This window comes from Thalassospira sp. UBA848 (assembly GCF_002295455.1).
Taxonomy (GTDB): Bacteria; Pseudomonadota; Alphaproteobacteria; order Rhodospirillales; family Thalassospiraceae; genus Thalassospira.
The window spans coordinates 1-16,361 of the sequence record NZ_DBGS01000018.1; the positions used below are offsets into that span (position 1 = coordinate 1).

The following is a 16,361-nucleotide window of genomic DNA, read 5'->3' on the forward strand; positions in this document are numbered from 1 at the left end:
AAGAGGCGTTGAGGGTATTCTCCACGTCAAAGAATATCTCGAAGCTGAGAGCGCTCTTTAGCTTGTAGAGAAATTGTCTGAGGGAAATTGATCCGGAGATTTTGCCGTTAGCTGCGATGCAAACAATCTGGATACATCGGTTTTCGAAAGGGGACTAGTCGATAAGTGTTTGTGCTTGACCTGAACCCAAATTTATCTAGTTTACGGCGGCGTATTGAGTAGTGAGTATCCGCTAACTCTTACTCAATCAGGGCCTGTAGCTCAATTGGTTAGAGCCGACCGCTCATAACGGTCTGGTTGCGAGTTCGAGTCTTGCCGGGCCCACCATCTCCTCCCAAATGTCACGTGCCACAAAAGCTGAAATTCAGCATACAGCGAAATCAACCGCTTGGCAGTTCCGATTGCCAGATAAGTTGGCATCGATTGACACATAAGCCGACAAAAAGCAGTAAGATTGACAGAAAAAGTGAGAAATCCCTGCACTTAAGGAAGTATGGAGGTTTCATCGGAAAATATTTTTTCGATAGCCCCCTCAAAAACACTCACTGTTGTCTCGATTTCGTCTTCAGTTATGTTTTTGCCAATACTTAACCTAATTGATGCGGCTGCTTCTTCATCGCTCAAACCAATAGCACGTAGAACATGTGAAGGCTCAGGAATCCCACTAGTGCAAGCAGATCCGGTTGATGCTGCCAAGTGCGGTTGAATACGCCCCAGCAAGTCAGCAGCTTGAACCCCGCTAAAGCCAATATTGATATTACCAGGGTGCCTGAATTGCATATTTCTGGGGCCATTCACCCAAGTAGAACAAGGCAGCTTGAGAAGCTTATCTAAAAGTAGGTCTCGAAGCTGCCTCACAGAAGCCCGCTCAATAGCTGCGTTTTCGTTTGAGGCAATTTTCGCAGCCCTCCCCATACCAACACACAGAGCAGTTGGCAACGTACCCGACCGAAGACCATTTTGCTGACCTCCACCATAAATCAATGGCTCAACACTGCCTTGAAGCTCTCGTCTAATATAAAGGGCGCCTATGCCCATAGGACCATACATTTTGTGTGCAGATAGGCTAACTAGGTCGGCCACTTTTGCAAGCTGAGACATATCCATTGCACAAGGCCCTTGGGCTGCATCACAATGAAACAGGCAACCGAATTGAGACGTCATTTGCGCTATCTTTGAAATATCTTGCAGTGTCCCAATTTCATTATTGACCGCCATAATAGAAACAAGGAGCACGTCCTCTCCTAGTTCTGCAGAGAGTACCTCCAGATCGACAACCCCATCACGACCAACAGGAAGTATTGTAACCTTAATCGCAAACCTTCGTTCCAACACACGACCGAGTTCTAAAACGCATTTATGCTCCGTCGCCGCTATCAGAACGCGATTCCTCGCGCCATGATTGGCTCGCCCTACCACTCCCAGAAGCGCTAGGTTATTTGCTTCAGTTGCTCCCGAAGTAAAGATGATCTCATCTGCATCCGCCCCAATTAACGTTGCAACTTCATCAGTCGCCCGGTCCACAGCTTGAGAAGCTCGCCAGCCAACCATATGCTCAGCTGAGTGTGGATTTCCAAAATACTCCCCAAGATATGGGCGCATTGCTTCCAACACTTCAGGATCAAGTGGCGTTGTAGCTTGATGATCTAGATATATCATTTTTGGAATTTTCACTTACACAACAATATCTTAACTAAGAATATTGCATTTTACAGCACGCTTCCAATAAAAGCTTCCTGGAGAATGTTTCCAGGAACGAAATTGACCCTACTATATTTTATGCGTTAATGTCGACCTGGATCAACAATCCAGGACAAAGAGCAATGCCACGCGGCCCAATTTTTCAAGACACATATAAGCCTCAGTTTTCAGGACATGAGACCTTTCCGTTGCGCTACGGTTGGCTAAAAAAGGCCTATGATGCGGTCGCTGAGCGTGCCGGCGACCCTAACAGCAAAACCGCTTTCACTAGTGAAGATGCAATCGCGCGTTTTGGGGTTGGCAAGAATATGGTCTCCTCGATGCGTCATTGGGCGACCTGCTGCGGCATTATCGCCGATGGCGAAGGTGCGAGCGAACTGACTACCACTGAACTTGGAGATCAAATTTTTGGCAAGAACGGGTTCGATCCGTACATGGAACATCCTGCAAGCCTTTGGTTAATTCATTGGCATTTAGCAGGGCGGCCCGAAAAAACCACTTGGCATTGGAGTTTCAACAATTTTCCTGGCGCAACGTTTGAACGCGAAAGACTTGTTCGGGCCCTTGAAAAAGTTGCGGAAGATCGTGCTTGGCCACGAGTTTCTGCCACGACCATTAGGCGTGATGTAGAGTGTTTTCTCCGCACCTACGCCGCTAAGATTCCTTCTGGCAAGACCTCGCCCGAAGACACGCTAGAGTCGCCACTTTCGGAGTTAGGGCTAATCAAAGCGGTTGGCAAACGAGATGGCTTCAGATTTGCCCGTGGCCCAAAATCCACACTAGGGAACGGTGTATTCTTGTATGCTTTGATAAATTTCTGGAAACACTATTCAACGGCACAAACATTGTCTTTTGAGGCTATTGCTCATGAACCCGGATCTCCGGGGCGCGCGTTCCTTCTCGACGAAAACGACATTGCTGATCGATTACTTGATCTTGAGGAGTTCACTGACGGCGCTTTCCGATGGTCTGAAACTGCAGGCCTCAAACAAGTATTTCGCGAAGTGTCTCTAGAAGAGGATACCGCACTCGACCATGCCGTCTCAGACTATCAACCTAAGAAAACGAAGGCAGCTGCGTGATGGTACTCGAAGATAGCGTATATGTTGCAAGACGCTTCCAACGCTCTATCCGTATCGACTCAGACTACAACGACGCGGCTGCTTTGGAAGGCTATGTCTGCCCCAAGTCCTCGATAGAGGTATTGCTCTCTATCGGACAACACGTATCGGAAACTGGTCATGGTGCATTTACATGGACTGGCCCCTATGGAAGTGGGAAGTCGAGCCTTGTCGTTGCATTAAGCGCCCTATTGGGTGGCGATAGCGCACTTAAACAAAGGGCCGAAGGGTCAATTGGAAAGGCCCATGCAAAACAGATCTATGCTGCTTTGCCTCCCAAAACAAAAGGATGGCGCACCATTCCCATCGTTGGTCGTCGTGATGACGCGGCAACGGTTATAGGGGAAACCTTGCAAGAACAGGGGCTGGTCAGCCCATCGACCAAAGGACACTGGACCGACGACGCAGTAGTTTCAGCCCTAACAGAACTAGCGCATGCGAAACCCCGCACATATGGCGGCGTGATCCTTTTCATTGACGAAATGGGAAAGTTCCTGGAGTCCGCTGCTCAAGAAGGCGCTGACGTTTATCTATTTCAGTTACTGGCTGAAGCCGCGTCACGTAGTTCTGGTCGATTGATTGTAGTTGGAATTCTTCACCAAGCTTTCGAAGAGTATGCCAACCGCCTATCTCGCGAAGTGCGTGATGAATGGTCGAAAATACAAGGGCGTTTTGTTGACCTCGCCGTCAATGCTGCAGGTGAAGAGCAGATAGAGTTAATCTCACGTGCAATCGAAAACGGTCGTGCCGCATCCGAACCTGGAAGGATTGCGTATGTCGTTGCGTCGGAAATTAAACGTCAGCGTCCTGCAGCATCTACCTATCTAGCAGAAACCCTTGAGGGATGCTGGCCTTTACACCCCGTTACAACCTGCTTGCTCGGCCCCATATCGCGTCGCCGCTTTGGCCAAAACCAACGAAGCATTTTTGGCTTCCTCAATTCAGCAGAGCCTTCTGGTTTTCAAGATTTCATTCGCCACAACACCGAGGATAGCCTTTACGAACCCGACCGCCTTTGGAATTATCTGCGTGTCAACTTGGAACCCTCTATTCTCGCCTCACCAGACGGTCACAGATGGGCGATGGCAGCAGAAGCAATCGAGCGCTGCGAGGCGCTTGGTGGCGATGAGCTCCACCTTAAACTATTGAAGGCAATAGCACTCATTGACCTCTTCAAGGAGAGATCCGGTCTAGTGCCAACGAATGAGCTACTCGCTGCTTGTGTAGACGGAACGTCAAAAGCGCAGATTGACGCAACCCTTCAGCAGCTCAAGTCCTGGTCCCTTGTCATATACAGAAAGTTCGCCGACTCCTATGCGATATACGCTGGCAGTGACTTCGACATTGACCGCGCGGCGCAAGAAGCACTAGAGCACGTTCGGGAAGTGGATTTCACTGCCCTGCAAAAGCTGGCAGGACTGCAGCCAATCCTCGCAAAACGTCACTACCATGAAACAGGATCCCTACGTTGGTTCAACGTTGGCGTCACAGCCTTGAGCAGCCTTAAAGAGCGAGTTCGCACCTACCATCCTCATGCAGGTACAATAGGTGAATTCCTATTAGCGATACCTACAGAAGGAGAAACAAGTGAACAAGCCCAGGAGATTTGTCGCGCAGCAGCCGATGAATCTAAAGAATGGGATGTCGCGACGGGCATGTCACAGAGAGCCTGGGCAATTACAGACTTCGCGCGAGAACTGATTGCGCTTCATGAAGTGCAAGAAGAACACACAGACCTTGCGGGCGATGCCGTGGCACAACGCGAGCTGCAAGCCCGCCAGGCTGTCTTGCAGGGACAAATTGAAGAAGAAATTCGTCGCGCGCTCGACAACGCCACTTGGTATCTAAAAGACCGGGAGCCACAACAGTGGCGACATGCAGAACTCAACAATGTTGCTTCAGAGCTCGCAGCTGCGCGCTATCCCAATTCCCCTAAACTTAACAATGAACTTCTCAACCGCATTAAGCCCTCAAGCAATGCAACTGCTGCGCAAAACGCTTTGCTCCGTGCGATGGTCTCAAAAGAAGGGTCACCGCGCCTAGGTATTGAAGGATATCCTGCCGAAGGCGGCCTTTACGCGTCACTTTTGGAGGCAACAGGCCTCTATGCTAACCATGGAGAAGGGTGGGAGTTTAGCTCGCCCTCAAATACTAATGACCCTTGTGGCCTTCATTTACTGTGGGAGGCTGCAAGTGAACTACTGAAACAAGCGGGCGACCGCACAGTAAGCGTGGCAGAAATTTATGATCTTTGGTCAAAGCCGCCATTTGGCGTAAAAGACGGCCTTATGCCCATACTTGCGGTAGCCTTCATCCTTTCCCAACGTGAACAGGTTGCCCTATACCGAGAGGGTGTTTTCCAGGCGCGCTTTAAAGACATTGATGTAGAAATTCTTGCAAAGGATGCAAAGGAGATTCAACTGCGTTGGATGGATCTCTCTGTATTATCCAGACGCCTGCTCTCAAGCATGGCAGAAGTTGTTCGGGACCTCGACACAAGCAACAGTCTTACACATCTAGCACCGATTGATGTCGCGCGCGGACTGATCGCAATTTTCGACCGACTTCAATCGTGGACCAAGCGCACAACACAGCTTTCCGCGAACGCCATAAGAGTGCGCGACCTGTTCAAACTTGCCAATGACCCGAATAAGTTCCTATTTGATGATATTCCAGCAGCTTTCGGTGAACGAGGCGCTCTGGAAAGTGAAACAGAGATCCAATCAGTCGTAAATGATGTCCGTGCAGGGCTTGAAGAACTGGTCGCTTCATATCCGTCAATGCTTGTCCGCCTAACGGACCTTATGCTTGCTGAACTGCAAGTACCCAATAAGTCTCCACAAGCATTGGGCGAATTACGCGAACGCGCAGAGAACATCGTCGAGATCAGCGGCGACTTCCGCCTTAACGCCTTCATTGGCCGACTTGCCAGGTTCGAAGGAACAGTTGAAGACGTCGAGGGAATTACCAGCCTCGCAGCGAACAAACCCTCTAGGGATTGGACTGACCCTGACCTAGATCGAGCGTCAGTTGAAATAGCCGACCTCGCACAAAAGTTTATCCGGTCAGAGAACTTTGCTCGCGTGAAAGGACGCTCCGACAAGCGTCATGCCATGGCAGTGGTCGTTGGTGTGAATGGTCGCCCCGCGCCCCTCCATGCAGAATTCGAAGTAATTGCAGGCGAGCGAAAACAGATCGACAAGATCATTTCTCAACTTGAAAGCGTCATTGACACTAGCGACGAAAAAAAGCGCAGGATGGTGCTAGCAGCGCTAGCAGAGCTAAGTTCGCGCTTCATGGTAGATATCGATAAAAGCAACGAACCCCCAACTCAAAGAGTAGTCTCGTGACGAACTCATCAGAAAAACACGTTCTGGGCCTTTCGGGAGGGCGAGATAGCGCCGCCCTCGCAGTCTATATGCGACAACACCACCCCGAGTTGGATATCGAATATTTCTTTACGGACACCGGCAAGGAATTGCCTGAAGTTTACGAATTTCTTGGGCGTCTTGAGGGATTTTTGGGCAAATCGATCCTTTACCTAAACCCTGATCGCGACTTCGATTTCTGGCTCAAACAATACAATAATTTCCTTCCGTCACCGCAAACGCGCTGGTGCACCAGGCAACTTAAACTCCGACCCTTCGAGCATTGGCTTCGCCCAATTCTAGCAGATGGGACCACAGTCTACAGCTACGTCGCAATCAGGGCGGATGAGGAATATCGCGAAGGCTACAGCTCAAAACACGAACGGCTGAAGGTTAGATTGCCCTTCAAAGAAGCTGGGATTGATAAGCCAGGTGTAATTGAGCTCCTCGATGCGTCGGGACTAGGTTTACCAAAGTATTACGACTGGCGCTCTCGCAGCGGCTGCACCTTCTGCTTTTATCAACAGAAAATAGAATGGGTGCGGCTCAAGGAACAACATCCCGACGCATTTGAAGAAGCTAAATCATATGAGAAGGATGCCGTTGAAAACGGCTCCCCGTTTACTTGGTCACAAGGTGAATCTCTTGAAGAGATGATGCAACCTGAACGTATCAAGCAAATAAAGCAGGACTATCAAAAACGACTTGAGAGGGCAAAATTGCGCCACCAAATCAATCCACTTAGAATAAACGATGAGGAAATTGATATCGACGATATCTTTGGCCAATCGAAAGGGTGCCTAACTTGCCACAAGTAAATTACGGGATCACCGAAAACCGATGATCCGCAGTTTACATCGATATTATATACCCGATAGCAGAACACTCAATCGGTATCGTCTTTCTACTCAATTGAGAGCTAAATCTCGCTCTTGGGCAAATCGAATACGAACGGGCTCATTAGCGGACAAATTTTTCAACTTCATCACACAAGTAATCAAGTGCAGTGTCATCACCTCGACTGTCAAGCATTGAGAAAAGCAAAGGAAACCCGGCGTTAGCATAGCTATTTGCTATTCTCATCATATCCCCGGCTCGATCAACAATATTCGGGTCTTCGCTCTCTGCAATAGCAAGAAGGGTCAACGCAGTTGGCCGCCAACTGTCCGAGCCGATAACCACACCTTCCGCTGCCTTGTACGTTTTACCTTTGACTTCAGTTGGCTTAAGGCCATTTTGAACAGCCAACATGATTGCGAAAAACCAAATGTCTACATTTCGATTGAACGGTTGATTCAAGGGAGATGCGCGCTGTCCTTCTCGGCGCTGAACATAGGCATCAATTTTCTCCCTAAAATCATCAAGAATCGCTATGTCTAGTCCCGCAAACGGATTGTCCATACCAATATCCTATCAAGCTGCATCTGTAGAGTTTTCATAGCGATCGCAAAGCGCGCAGGTCTCTAGGTACCTGCAATCACATGAGAGGACTTTTACCTCTTTGGTACCAGGGTCGTTCTTCAGAATTTTGGGGTAGTGCGCAGGATTAGTCAGGGTCAAACCTTCTGCTGACCTTGCATCTAGTATTTCCTCACACCCTTTGATCTCATCATGAGTCAATAAAAGTATCAATTGCGCACTGTTTTCAGACGCTGTCTTAACAACTTCCGACTTCACAAACCCCGACATCATTCCGAGGGGAGTATCGATTACGTTTGGTGCCTCAACACCACTAATTTTTGTCAAAGCCAAAACAAATGAAATAGTCAAGGCTCGACGAGAAGCTCCGTTTAAGTCCATTGAAGGGTCAAGAACTGAATCTTCCCGGCCAAAGACGACTATCCGGAATTCCGGTGTTATTTCCGCCCTGGTGATCAACGCACTCTCTTCGTCGGCCCCGATCATTTTAAGAAAGAGCCTATTCATCGCGTCCGAGACTTGCTTAACTTCCTGAGTTTTCATTCTCTCTAATGATCGCTCAACAATATTCTTCATATCAGTGGCAACATTGAGCTCTCTAGAAATTTTCTCGCCCTTCTCCACCCGAGCTGAGAGTGTGCGGAACTTCAACTCCAGTTCGTTCTTTTCAGAACGCTTAAGTTTTATTTTCTCATCTAACCGCGTCTCTTCCATCGTAAGTTGTCGAAGTTGATTGCGATATGTTTCCTTCATATCTTGAAGCCTTTTAACATCGGCATCAGGAATACTGTTGAGTTTCGCTTCAATTTCAGCTTCTTTTTGACCGACCTCTTCGTAGACATACCGTATATTCTGTCTTTCCTCGAAGGCATCTGAATAGAGAGCAATCCAGCTAACAGGTTCATCAGAGAAAAGAGGTTTTCCCTGGAAATACAGATCTGACACCTTAGCCTTTACGCTATCGGCATCCCTGCTATCCTCGATCAGTTGCTTAATATGGCTACGTCGTCTCATTCCATCCTCGCTATGCGGATCAAGGCTTTCACCGCAAATGCAGTCGCTATGGGTGAGGCGATCTTCGAGGATTGGGATAGTCTTATTGGGAATTTGCCCTTTCTGCCTCAAGTCATCTAGTATCTCACCTGCCTTTTTGAATTGCCTGCCCATCATGTATTTTGCGAGGACACTTGAAGATAGCAATTCAGCCTGACGCACTTCCGTCCTCTTTCTCTGGTCCTCCAAACGCTTGCGTTGCGACTGAGTCTCTCGCAACTCTTTAGCTAACTCTTCTCTATTCCCCAACTTTAGAGCGTTGAATAGCTCCTTATCTACCTTGTGATACTTATCGTTGAGGTTCGCGGCTTGGTCTTTTGTCTCTTCAAATTTCTGAGAGAGCTCTGGCAATATTCGCTCAATTACATCCAACTCTTCTTCGACAGCACGAGTCTCTTCATTCCCTGCTTCTTTATCGAACTGAGAGCGTAGTTTCTTTTCGTTAGACTTCAGGTGTTCTATCGCGCTTTCTAAAATTGATAGGCCCATCATTTTCTTGATGGCTGCACGAACCTTATGTTGTTGGTCAACTTGCGGCCCTTCAATGAAGCTTAATGCTCGATCACCATCGGTGAAAAACACCTCTCGAAGCTCTGCAGGAAAATGCTGTTGAACATGATTGTAGGGACTGATGATCGGCTCAAAGCCAGAGTCCTTTATATGAAACAAGGTAAGACTAGATTTCGGCTTTATACTGAGTTCCCCATTCGTTTCAACGGACCGCTCCAACAAGTAACGCTGCCGTCCGTCACGATTCTCTATCTCGTATTCTATCTCAACTTTTGTCTCGACGATCTTTGAATTAGGTTGCCCCATTGGTCGAATCTTATATCCAGAAGGCAGAGCGTTGTCCCCAATCAGCCCCCATTGCAATGCCGTTAAAAGAGTAGTTTTGCCACTCTCATTCGCCGCCCTTATAACTGTGATATTACGCTCAGCATGGGTCGAAAACCTTATATCCAAGCCACTCAGCAGGCGAAATCCGTCAATTCTAGCGCGAACAAGAAGCATTATTCCGCCCCCTTAGCATTATCATTATGCAAACCGATATAAGCACTGACACGGCTGATTACTTCTCCAATTTCAACCGCGATGTTGGTCTTTTGAAATAGGTGAGCGCGCTCTTTTTGAATGACATCGCTGAGCGCCTCAGCCATTTCCTCATGATAACCCACACATCGTTGCTCAGTGTTTTTTACTTCTTCGAGCAGAACCTTCACTATCTTCTCGTCTTTAAAAGACATTTATCCCTCCCCTAATAGCCCTCTGAGTTTCTCGACTGCGTCAAATGGCCCACCTTTCGATGCCCCATTTCGACTTAAACGGGCGAACTCCCACACACGGTTAAGCTCTGAATTAACGATCTTCTTTGCATCATTGTCCAACACTCCACCATCAATTGCCCCTGGGGGAAGTGTCACGAGGTCATGAATAACTGCTGCCTGCTTCCCTATATCCTTACAGGTACGTAACAAGCGGCCTCGCCTCTGAACCCACTGTCGCTCAACTGTCGTGCTAGCCAGAATGTAGGCCTTCATTATTTGTGGTACGTTCACCCCCTCATCCAACACTCGCTTGGCCGTAAGCACTTGCAAAGAACCAGATTGAAATTGACTAAGAATTCGCGACGCCTTTTGCGACCTTCCCGTCTCGTCAGATGTGAGCTGATGATACCTTATTCCCTTATCCCTCAGCAGGGAGTTTACGCTTTCAAGCTGCGAGGGATCTTTGTCTGTGGCATATACGAGTGTGTATTTGAGATCGCGGCTACTTTCTGCATCTAACAATTTTTCTAAGACTGAGATTTTCGATGCGGCCGTCTCAAGGATCCTTCGTCTTTTCAAAAGCAAGCGTTCAAGCTCTGTATCCCTTACCCCCTCCTTCACCTTCCATGACAGCTTAGCGATCTTTTCACTGATCTCTCGCCAGCTATCCATTTCATCGTCGTTTAGCTCGACAAAATCGACGTGGTAATCGTACGGAGTGAGACAATGGCCAATAGCCTGTTCTAGCGCGTAGCAGAAACAACGTTTACCGAAAAACTTAAACAGCGCTTCGGTACCTTCACTATCGTACTGCCGAACAGGAGTAGCGGACAATCCCAAGCGAAAATTGAAGCATTCTGGGGGATTACTTATAAAGCTTTGCGCACCAAGATTGTGACACTCATCAGCAATCAACAATTTCGATCCATCGTACTCTGATATCTGATCAATAAACTCAGCAGTACAAAGGGTATCATTTGACACGACAAGGGCTTCTACATTATTGACACCTTTGCGCAAACGACGTCTTGCATTTACGATTTCTAATGCTCTTTGCCTTGGTCCTGCGCAGCGAGACATATTGATTGGTTTGATACCAAATTGAGCTATCTCATCACACCACTGACTGATGAGGACATCGTAGGGTGCAGAAACCACAATCAGGAGTCGTTTCTCAAGCGCATAAAGATGATGAGCACATATCATCGCGGTTAAGGTTTTCCCGGATCCAGTGCACATTTCGAGTATACCTCGACAACCAGCATCTAGCCACTTGCCTACTGCCTGACCTTGGTGAGCATATTCACCTGACTGATATTCAATCCAATCTGGAATTTCAAAGCTACGTTTGCCTTGCGCATCCAACATCCTTTCAACATCAATCGGCTCCTCGTCTAAGCCATGGGCCCTTCTCCATATCCTCAAAAAATCCTTCTCGTCTGGTTGTCGCTCGCCTTTGTATTCCCTAACTATTTTCTCGCGTAGAGCGTCTGAAATAGGGATGATCACACAATGTTCGTCGCCTCCGCTCCACAAAGTTTCGAACTCAGACACAAGAGTTGCGCAAATTTCCGCCCCGTCATCAGTCTTCCAGCTCTTCGCTAAACTCAATTGCTCTCTATTTTTGCCTAGTCCATGACCAGTCATATTAGCTGACCCGTGAAGAACGACACAATCTGCTCCAGATTCAAAGATCCAAACCTTTGGATGGAACAGAGCGTCACGCATAACAGCGACTTTCAACTCAAGCCGACCCTTTGTTATTAGCCAGGCTAAACAAGAGAGTGTATGGGATGCTAAATCATGTGCATTCGGTAAAACCCCTTCAAACAACTTTTCAACTACGGAATCCACCTGTTCCGAGTTGCTTTGAAGAGCTTCTTGGTCTTGCTTACTAATGAACGGACTGACTATTAGGCGCAAAGTTTCTTCTGAGCTTCGTAGATATTGAGCGAGCCCTGGTGCTATTTCGGAAAATGATCCACTTGAGAAAAAGCCCATCATAATAGAAACGCGCTTTGACACAGAAAATGCCGGGGATATGACTTCTCCTGCAGCGTCATCGCGAGGAAGAATGAAAATCGGCTTTGACGCACTCAAATGATCGCGAAACTCACTCACAACACCCGCCTAAACATTTTACTTCTCAAACGAAACACCAGTTAACTCTTCCCAACCAAAACTGTCCTTCAGGCGTTAACTTCGCTCTGGGCACCCCTTACCGTTGAGAATGGCACCACCATGCGAATAAGCAGGAAGCCCGTTTGGGCTGTTTGGTGGGCCCACCAAACCTATCCTGCCCCACAACGACAGGTGAAAATTGTGCCATTTCGTGCACTATCATGCAATCTTTTGCATTTTCGTGCAATCTTATGAAATCACATGCAGTGCATTGTATTTAAATGATTTTCTCAAATACCTATCCTTAAGAGAAATCGCTGTTTTACCCTTGCGCATCAGTAGTCCCGAAAGGTAATCAATCCGCCCCAACATTCCGGGATACAATTATTGCATGTAGCAAACTAAGCCTGCCACTCATCAGGCAAAATATAACGCCATCGCGCGAACCGGCTTTTTTTATGTGACTTACTAGCGCCAAGTACCTAGGGACGAACTACACGGACACATCGAACCTCATTCTCCTTAGCCGATGCATCCGTGAAGATCCTTCACCTTACTATTTTTCACAGAAATTGAGATGAGCTTCCTGACCGCACCGGATCATTTTTAAGAAATGTTCCTTAGTTCCGCTAGCCACGGCAGTTGAGAGCGATTGTATTAATTGTCATAATTCGGGGTTATCGGACAGTAGTAACAGCGATTAGAAACGTCGACGATAATAGTGGCGTCGGGTTGTTGGTTAATCTGCGTTACATCTAGAGAAATTTGGCGACTTTAAATTGCTGGCATGCAGTCTAAACCACTGGGGAACGAAGCACTTGGGTGACAGATTGATCCAGCGCCCTATTGAAAAGGCGTGTCTCGCTGTTACCCAAGCCAGCTTCATTTAACCCAAGGCTCAGGCCAAAAGCGTTTTGACCTTTTTCACGATTGCATCAGCTGTAATGCCGAATTCTTCATACAAGCGCTCAGCCGGAGCTGAAGCACCAAAGCCGGGCATACCGATGACATCGGCTTCGCAGTTAACATAGCGGGTCCAGCCAAAGGTGGATGCTGCCTCAACCGCGATGCGTGGTGCGCTGCCCAGAACTTCTTCGCGGTAGCTTTCGGGTTGCGCATCAAAAAGTTCCCAGCAGGGCATGGAAACCACGGCCACGCCAACGCCATCCGCATGAAGCGTTTCTGCTGCTTCGATGGCTAGTGCGACTTCGGTGCCAGTCGCCAGAATGGTCAGATCACGCGTGTTGCCGAATGCCTTCATCACATAACCGCCGCGCTCGGTCAGATTTTCGCTGCCTGCTTCGCGCAATTGCGGCACGCCTTGGCGTGAAAGCGCCATCAGTGACGGGGTGTTTGGGGACCGAAGGGCGATATCCCATGCTTCAAGCGTTTCAACCGCATCGGCCGGGCGGAACACATTCAGGTTCGGGATCGCGCGCAGTGAGGCTAGATGCTCAATCGGCTGATGGGTGGGGCCATCTTCGCCAAGTCCTATTGAGTCATGGGTCATCACATATGTCACGCCAAGCCCCATCAGGGCCGAAAGCCGAATGGCATTGCGTGCATAGTCTGAGAATACCAGAAACGTTCCGCCATATGGCTTGAACCCGCCATGCAGCGCTAGGCCGTTCATCGCCGCGGCCATTCCAAATTCACGCACGCCATAACCAATGTATCGACCGGGTTGTTCAGCGGTAAACTGGCTATCAACCGCGTCAACACGAGTAAGGTTTGATCCTGTCAAATCAGCACTTCCGCCAATCATCGCCGGAACGGCTGCCGCGAGCTTTTCAAGTGCGAGCTGGGATGCCTTGCGTGTGGCAACCTTTTGCGGTGCTTCGAAAAGGGCTGTGCGCGCATCTGTTACCGCATCCTCATAGTTTGTGGGAAGATCGCCAGATATGCGGGCGTTAAAAGATGCAACATGTTCAGAGGTGGCCAGTTTGGCTTCCCAAGCGCGGCGTTCATCGGCGCCACGTCGACCGATGGCCTGCCAGCTTGCAGCAAGGTCAGCTGGAATTTCAAATGGAGCCGCCGTCCACCCAAGGGCGGTTTTGGCAAGATTGCCTTCTTCCTCGCCAAGCGGTGCGCCATGCGCCTTGGCCGTCCCCGCACGGTTGGGGGAGCCAAAGCCGATTGTGGTTTTCATCGCAATCATTGATGGTCGGCTGGTTTCGGCTTTGGCTTCTGCCATCGCCGCATCAAGCGCCTTGGCATCATGACCATCGCAGCTGATCACGTGCCAGCCGCATGCCGCCAGACGTGCCGGAACATCTTCGGAAAATGAAACCGATGTCGCGCCATCAATGGTGATGTTGTTGTCATCATAAAGCACATTGAGCTTGCCAAGTCCCAGGTGCCCCGCAAGTGAAATGGCTTCCTGACCAATCCCTTCCTGAAGGCAGCCATCGCCCAGCATCACCCAGGTTCGGTGATCAACAAGGCCGGGGAATTCAGCACCCAGCGCGCGTTCGGCCAAAGCCATCCCAACGGCCGTTGCCAAACCCTGACCGAGCGGGCCGGTGGTAGTTTCAACACCCTTCGCGTGGCCCCATTCCGGATGACCCGCCGTGATCGCACCCCATTGTCGGAAGTTGCGAATCTGTTCCATCGTCATGTCTTCATAACCGGTCAGATGCAGCAAACCATAAAGCAGCATTGATGCATGGCCGTTAGACAGAATGAACCGGTCGCGGTCCGGCCAATTGGGTGCGGATGCATCAAATTTCAGATGTTTGCGAAACAGTACTGTTGCCGCATCGGCCATGCCCATGGGCGCGCCCGGATGACCGGAATTTGCAGCATTTACCGCATCGATGGCCAGAGCCCGCAGGCAATTGGCGAGTGCGAAGTTTTCGGGGTCTTTTGCGGCTGCTGCCGCGATTTGTGATTGATCGTTCATAACGTCCTCCTCTGGCCTGAAAGCTAACAGCGCGACCGTGATCGAACAATTAAAAATAACAAAATAACAAAAATAGTGTTGAATTTAACTCCATCGATGTTATTTGTTCAGAACAAAGACGGAGGAAATTTCGGATGTCCAAGGTTTGGATTGGCACAAGCTGGAAAATGAACAAGACGCTGTCCGAGGCGCTGCAGTGGGCGAACGGATTGGCCAAGGCGGAGCTGTCTTCGCGTATTCAAAGCTTTGTCATTCCGCCCTTTACCGCGACCCGACAGGTCAAGGATGTCTTGGCAGACATGCCGGTATTGGTCGGCGCGCAGAACATGCATTGGGCAGATGCCGGGGCTTGGACGGGTGAGGTTTCCGCACCCATGCTGGTTGATTGTGGCCTGGACATCGTCGAGCTGGGGCATTCCGAACGGCGCGAGCATTTCGGTGAAACTGATGAGACCGTCGGGCTTAAGACCGAAAGTGCGGTGCGCCACGATCTGGTCCCGCTGATCTGCATTGGCGAGACGTTGGACGACCGCGAACAGGGGCGTGCAGCCGAGGTGCTTGCGACCCAGGTGCGCGGCGCACTCGCCAAACTTAGTGATGCGCAAAAATCACGCGAAATCTGGTTGGCCTACGAGCCGGTCTGGGCGATTGGCGAAAACGGAATTCCCGCAACATCAGAATATGCCGACGCACGTCAGGCCGAAATTATAGCGGTGGCCAAGGACGTTCTGGGGCGTCGCGTACCGTGTCTTTACGGCGGCTCGGTCAATCTCGGCAACTGTGCGGAACTCATTACATGCCCGCATATTGATGGCCTGTTTATCGGGCGGTCTGCATGGGACGTGGAGGGGTATCTCGACATTCTAAAACTCTGTGACGCAGCACTTGGCGCACACGAAAAACTGGAGGAAACGGTATGAAAATCGCAGTCGCAGGTGACAGTGCCGGTGAAGGTCTGGCCAAGCAATTGGCAGAGTATCTGAGCCAGAACCCAGATTACCAGGTGACCGATGCGTCGCGCACGGAAAATGGACCGGATGACTATTACGCCAATCTATCGGATCGTGTGGCATCGGCGGTAAAGGCCGGGATGTATGACCGCGCCATTTTGTGCTGCGGCACGGGTATTGGTGTGTGTCTGGCAGCCAACAAGGTGCCGGGCATTCGTGCCGCGCAAACCCATGACACCTATTCCGCAGGCAAGGCCGCAACATCCAATAATGCGCATATCATCACGATGGGCGCACGCGTCGTTGGTGCCGAACTGGCCAAGGATATTGCTGATGCGTTCCTTGGGGCTGCGTTCGATCCGCAGGGTAAATCAGCCAACAATGTTCATGCGATTGATGCGGTGGACGCAAAATATCATACGGCATGAGCCCCAAATATCAGGAACCGGGTATAGTGACGC

Annotated in this window: 11 protein-coding genes and 1 tRNA gene; 6 read left to right on the forward strand and 6 right to left on the reverse strand. The window is 49.5% G+C overall.

Features of this window, described 5'->3' with window-relative positions; genetic code table 11:
* Nucleotides 1-250 precede the first annotated feature (250 nt).
* Nucleotides 251-327: transfer RNA gene (locus B2R48_RS02035), tRNA-Ile, on the forward strand.
* 156 nt (nt 328-483) lie between these two features.
* On the opposite strand, the gene B2R48_RS02040 is transcribed toward B2R48_RS02035, so the two are convergent.
* Complete coding sequence (locus tag B2R48_RS02040) at nt 484-1,674, reverse strand: cysteine desulfurase family protein (protein WP_296997170.1); 1,191 nt, start codon at nt 1,672-1,674, stop codon at nt 484-486.
* Nucleotides 1,675-1,823: 149 nt separating this feature from the next.
* On the opposite strand from B2R48_RS02040, the gene B2R48_RS02045 reads away from it, so the two are divergent.
* The 3 genes from B2R48_RS02045 to B2R48_RS02055 are packed head-to-tail and all read left to right on the forward strand — an operon-like array spanning nt 1,824 to nt 7,008.
* Complete coding sequence (locus B2R48_RS02045; RefSeq protein WP_296997173.1) at nt 1,824-2,783, forward strand: DUF4007 family protein; 960 nt, start codon at nt 1,824-1,826, stop codon at nt 2,781-2,783.
* Nucleotides 2,783-6,172, forward strand: a complete 3,390-nt coding sequence (locus B2R48_RS02050) for a hypothetical protein (protein ID WP_296997176.1) — start codon at nt 2,783-2,785, stop codon at nt 6,170-6,172. Before B2R48_RS02045 ends, B2R48_RS02050 begins: the two co-directional genes overlap by 1 nt.
* The gene (locus B2R48_RS02055) at nt 6,169-7,008 is read left to right on the forward strand and encodes a phosphoadenosine phosphosulfate reductase family protein (protein ID WP_296997180.1); all 840 of its coding nucleotides are present in this window, start codon (nt 6,169-6,171) and stop codon (nt 7,006-7,008) included. The genes B2R48_RS02050 and B2R48_RS02055 overlap by 4 nt, the downstream gene beginning before the upstream one ends.
* 142 nt (nt 7,009-7,150) lie before the next feature.
* Here the strand turns inward: B2R48_RS02055 and B2R48_RS02060 are convergent, their stop codons facing one another.
* The 5 genes from B2R48_RS02060 to tkt all read right to left on the reverse strand — a co-directional run bounded on the left by B2R48_RS02060 (nt 7,151) and on the right by tkt (nt 14,950).
* A complete protein-coding gene (locus B2R48_RS02060) occupies nt 7,151-7,591 on the reverse strand; it encodes a hypothetical protein (RefSeq protein WP_296997182.1) in 441 nt (146 codons plus the stop codon).
* Nucleotides 7,592-7,603: 12 nt separating this feature from the next.
* Nucleotides 7,604-9,673, reverse strand: a complete 2,070-nt coding sequence (locus B2R48_RS02065; protein WP_296997185.1) for an AAA family ATPase — start codon at nt 9,671-9,673, stop codon at nt 7,604-7,606.
* Nucleotides 9,673-9,906, reverse strand: a complete 234-nt coding sequence (locus tag B2R48_RS02070) for a hypothetical protein (protein WP_296997188.1) — start codon at nt 9,904-9,906, stop codon at nt 9,673-9,675. Before B2R48_RS02070 ends, B2R48_RS02065 begins: the two co-directional genes overlap by 1 nt.
* On the reverse strand, nt 9,907-12,048 hold the full coding sequence (locus B2R48_RS02075; protein WP_296997191.1) for a DEAD/DEAH box helicase family protein: 2,142 nt from the start codon (nt 12,046-12,048) through the stop codon (nt 9,907-9,909).
* Between the two features lie 898 nt (nt 12,049-12,946).
* A complete protein-coding gene (tkt, locus tag B2R48_RS02080; RefSeq protein ID WP_296997194.1) occupies nt 12,947-14,950 on the reverse strand; it encodes a transketolase in 2,004 nt (667 codons plus the stop codon).
* A 134-nt stretch (nt 14,951-15,084) separates the two neighbouring features.
* On the opposite strand from tkt, the gene B2R48_RS02085 reads away from it, so the two are divergent.
* Together B2R48_RS02085 and B2R48_RS02090 are read left to right on the forward strand one after the other, a co-directional pair.
* A complete protein-coding gene (locus B2R48_RS02085) occupies nt 15,085-15,870 on the forward strand; it encodes a triose-phosphate isomerase (protein ID WP_296997197.1) in 786 nt (261 codons plus the stop codon).
* Entirely contained in the window at nt 15,867-16,328 is a 462-nt protein-coding gene (locus B2R48_RS02090; protein WP_296997200.1) for an RpiB/LacA/LacB family sugar-phosphate isomerase, read from the forward strand. Before B2R48_RS02085 ends, B2R48_RS02090 begins: the two co-directional genes overlap by 4 nt.
* The last annotated feature ends 33 nt before the right edge of the window (nt 16,329-16,361 follow it).

What these genes read in the sequence shown, in the direction of transcription:
- B2R48_RS02045 (WP_296997173.1), top strand. Translation starts at nt 1,824, where the DNA reads ATGCCACGCGGCCCAATTTTTCAAGACACATATAAGCCTCAGTTTTCA.
- B2R48_RS02050 (WP_296997176.1), top strand. Translation starts at nt 2,783, where the DNA reads ATGGTACTCGAAGATAGCGTATATGTTGCAAGACGCTTCCAACGCTCT.
- B2R48_RS02060 (WP_296997182.1), bottom strand. Translation starts at nt 7,591, where the DNA reads ATGGACAATCCGTTTGCGGGACTAGACATAGCGATTCTTGATGATTTT.
- B2R48_RS02065 (WP_296997185.1), bottom strand. Translation starts at nt 9,673, where the DNA reads ATGCTTCTTGTTCGCGCTAGAATTGACGGATTTCGCCTGCTGAGTGGC.
- B2R48_RS02070 (WP_296997188.1), bottom strand. Translation starts at nt 9,906, where the DNA reads ATGTCTTTTAAAGACGAGAAGATAGTGAAGGTTCTGCTCGAAGAAGTA.
- tkt (WP_296997194.1), bottom strand. Translation starts at nt 14,950, where the DNA reads ATGAACGATCAATCACAAATCGCGGCAGCAGCCGCAAAAGACCCCGAA.
- B2R48_RS02085 (WP_296997197.1), top strand. Translation starts at nt 15,085, where the DNA reads ATGTCCAAGGTTTGGATTGGCACAAGCTGGAAAATGAACAAGACGCTG.
- B2R48_RS02090 (WP_296997200.1), top strand. Translation starts at nt 15,867, where the DNA reads ATGAAAATCGCAGTCGCAGGTGACAGTGCCGGTGAAGGTCTGGCCAAG.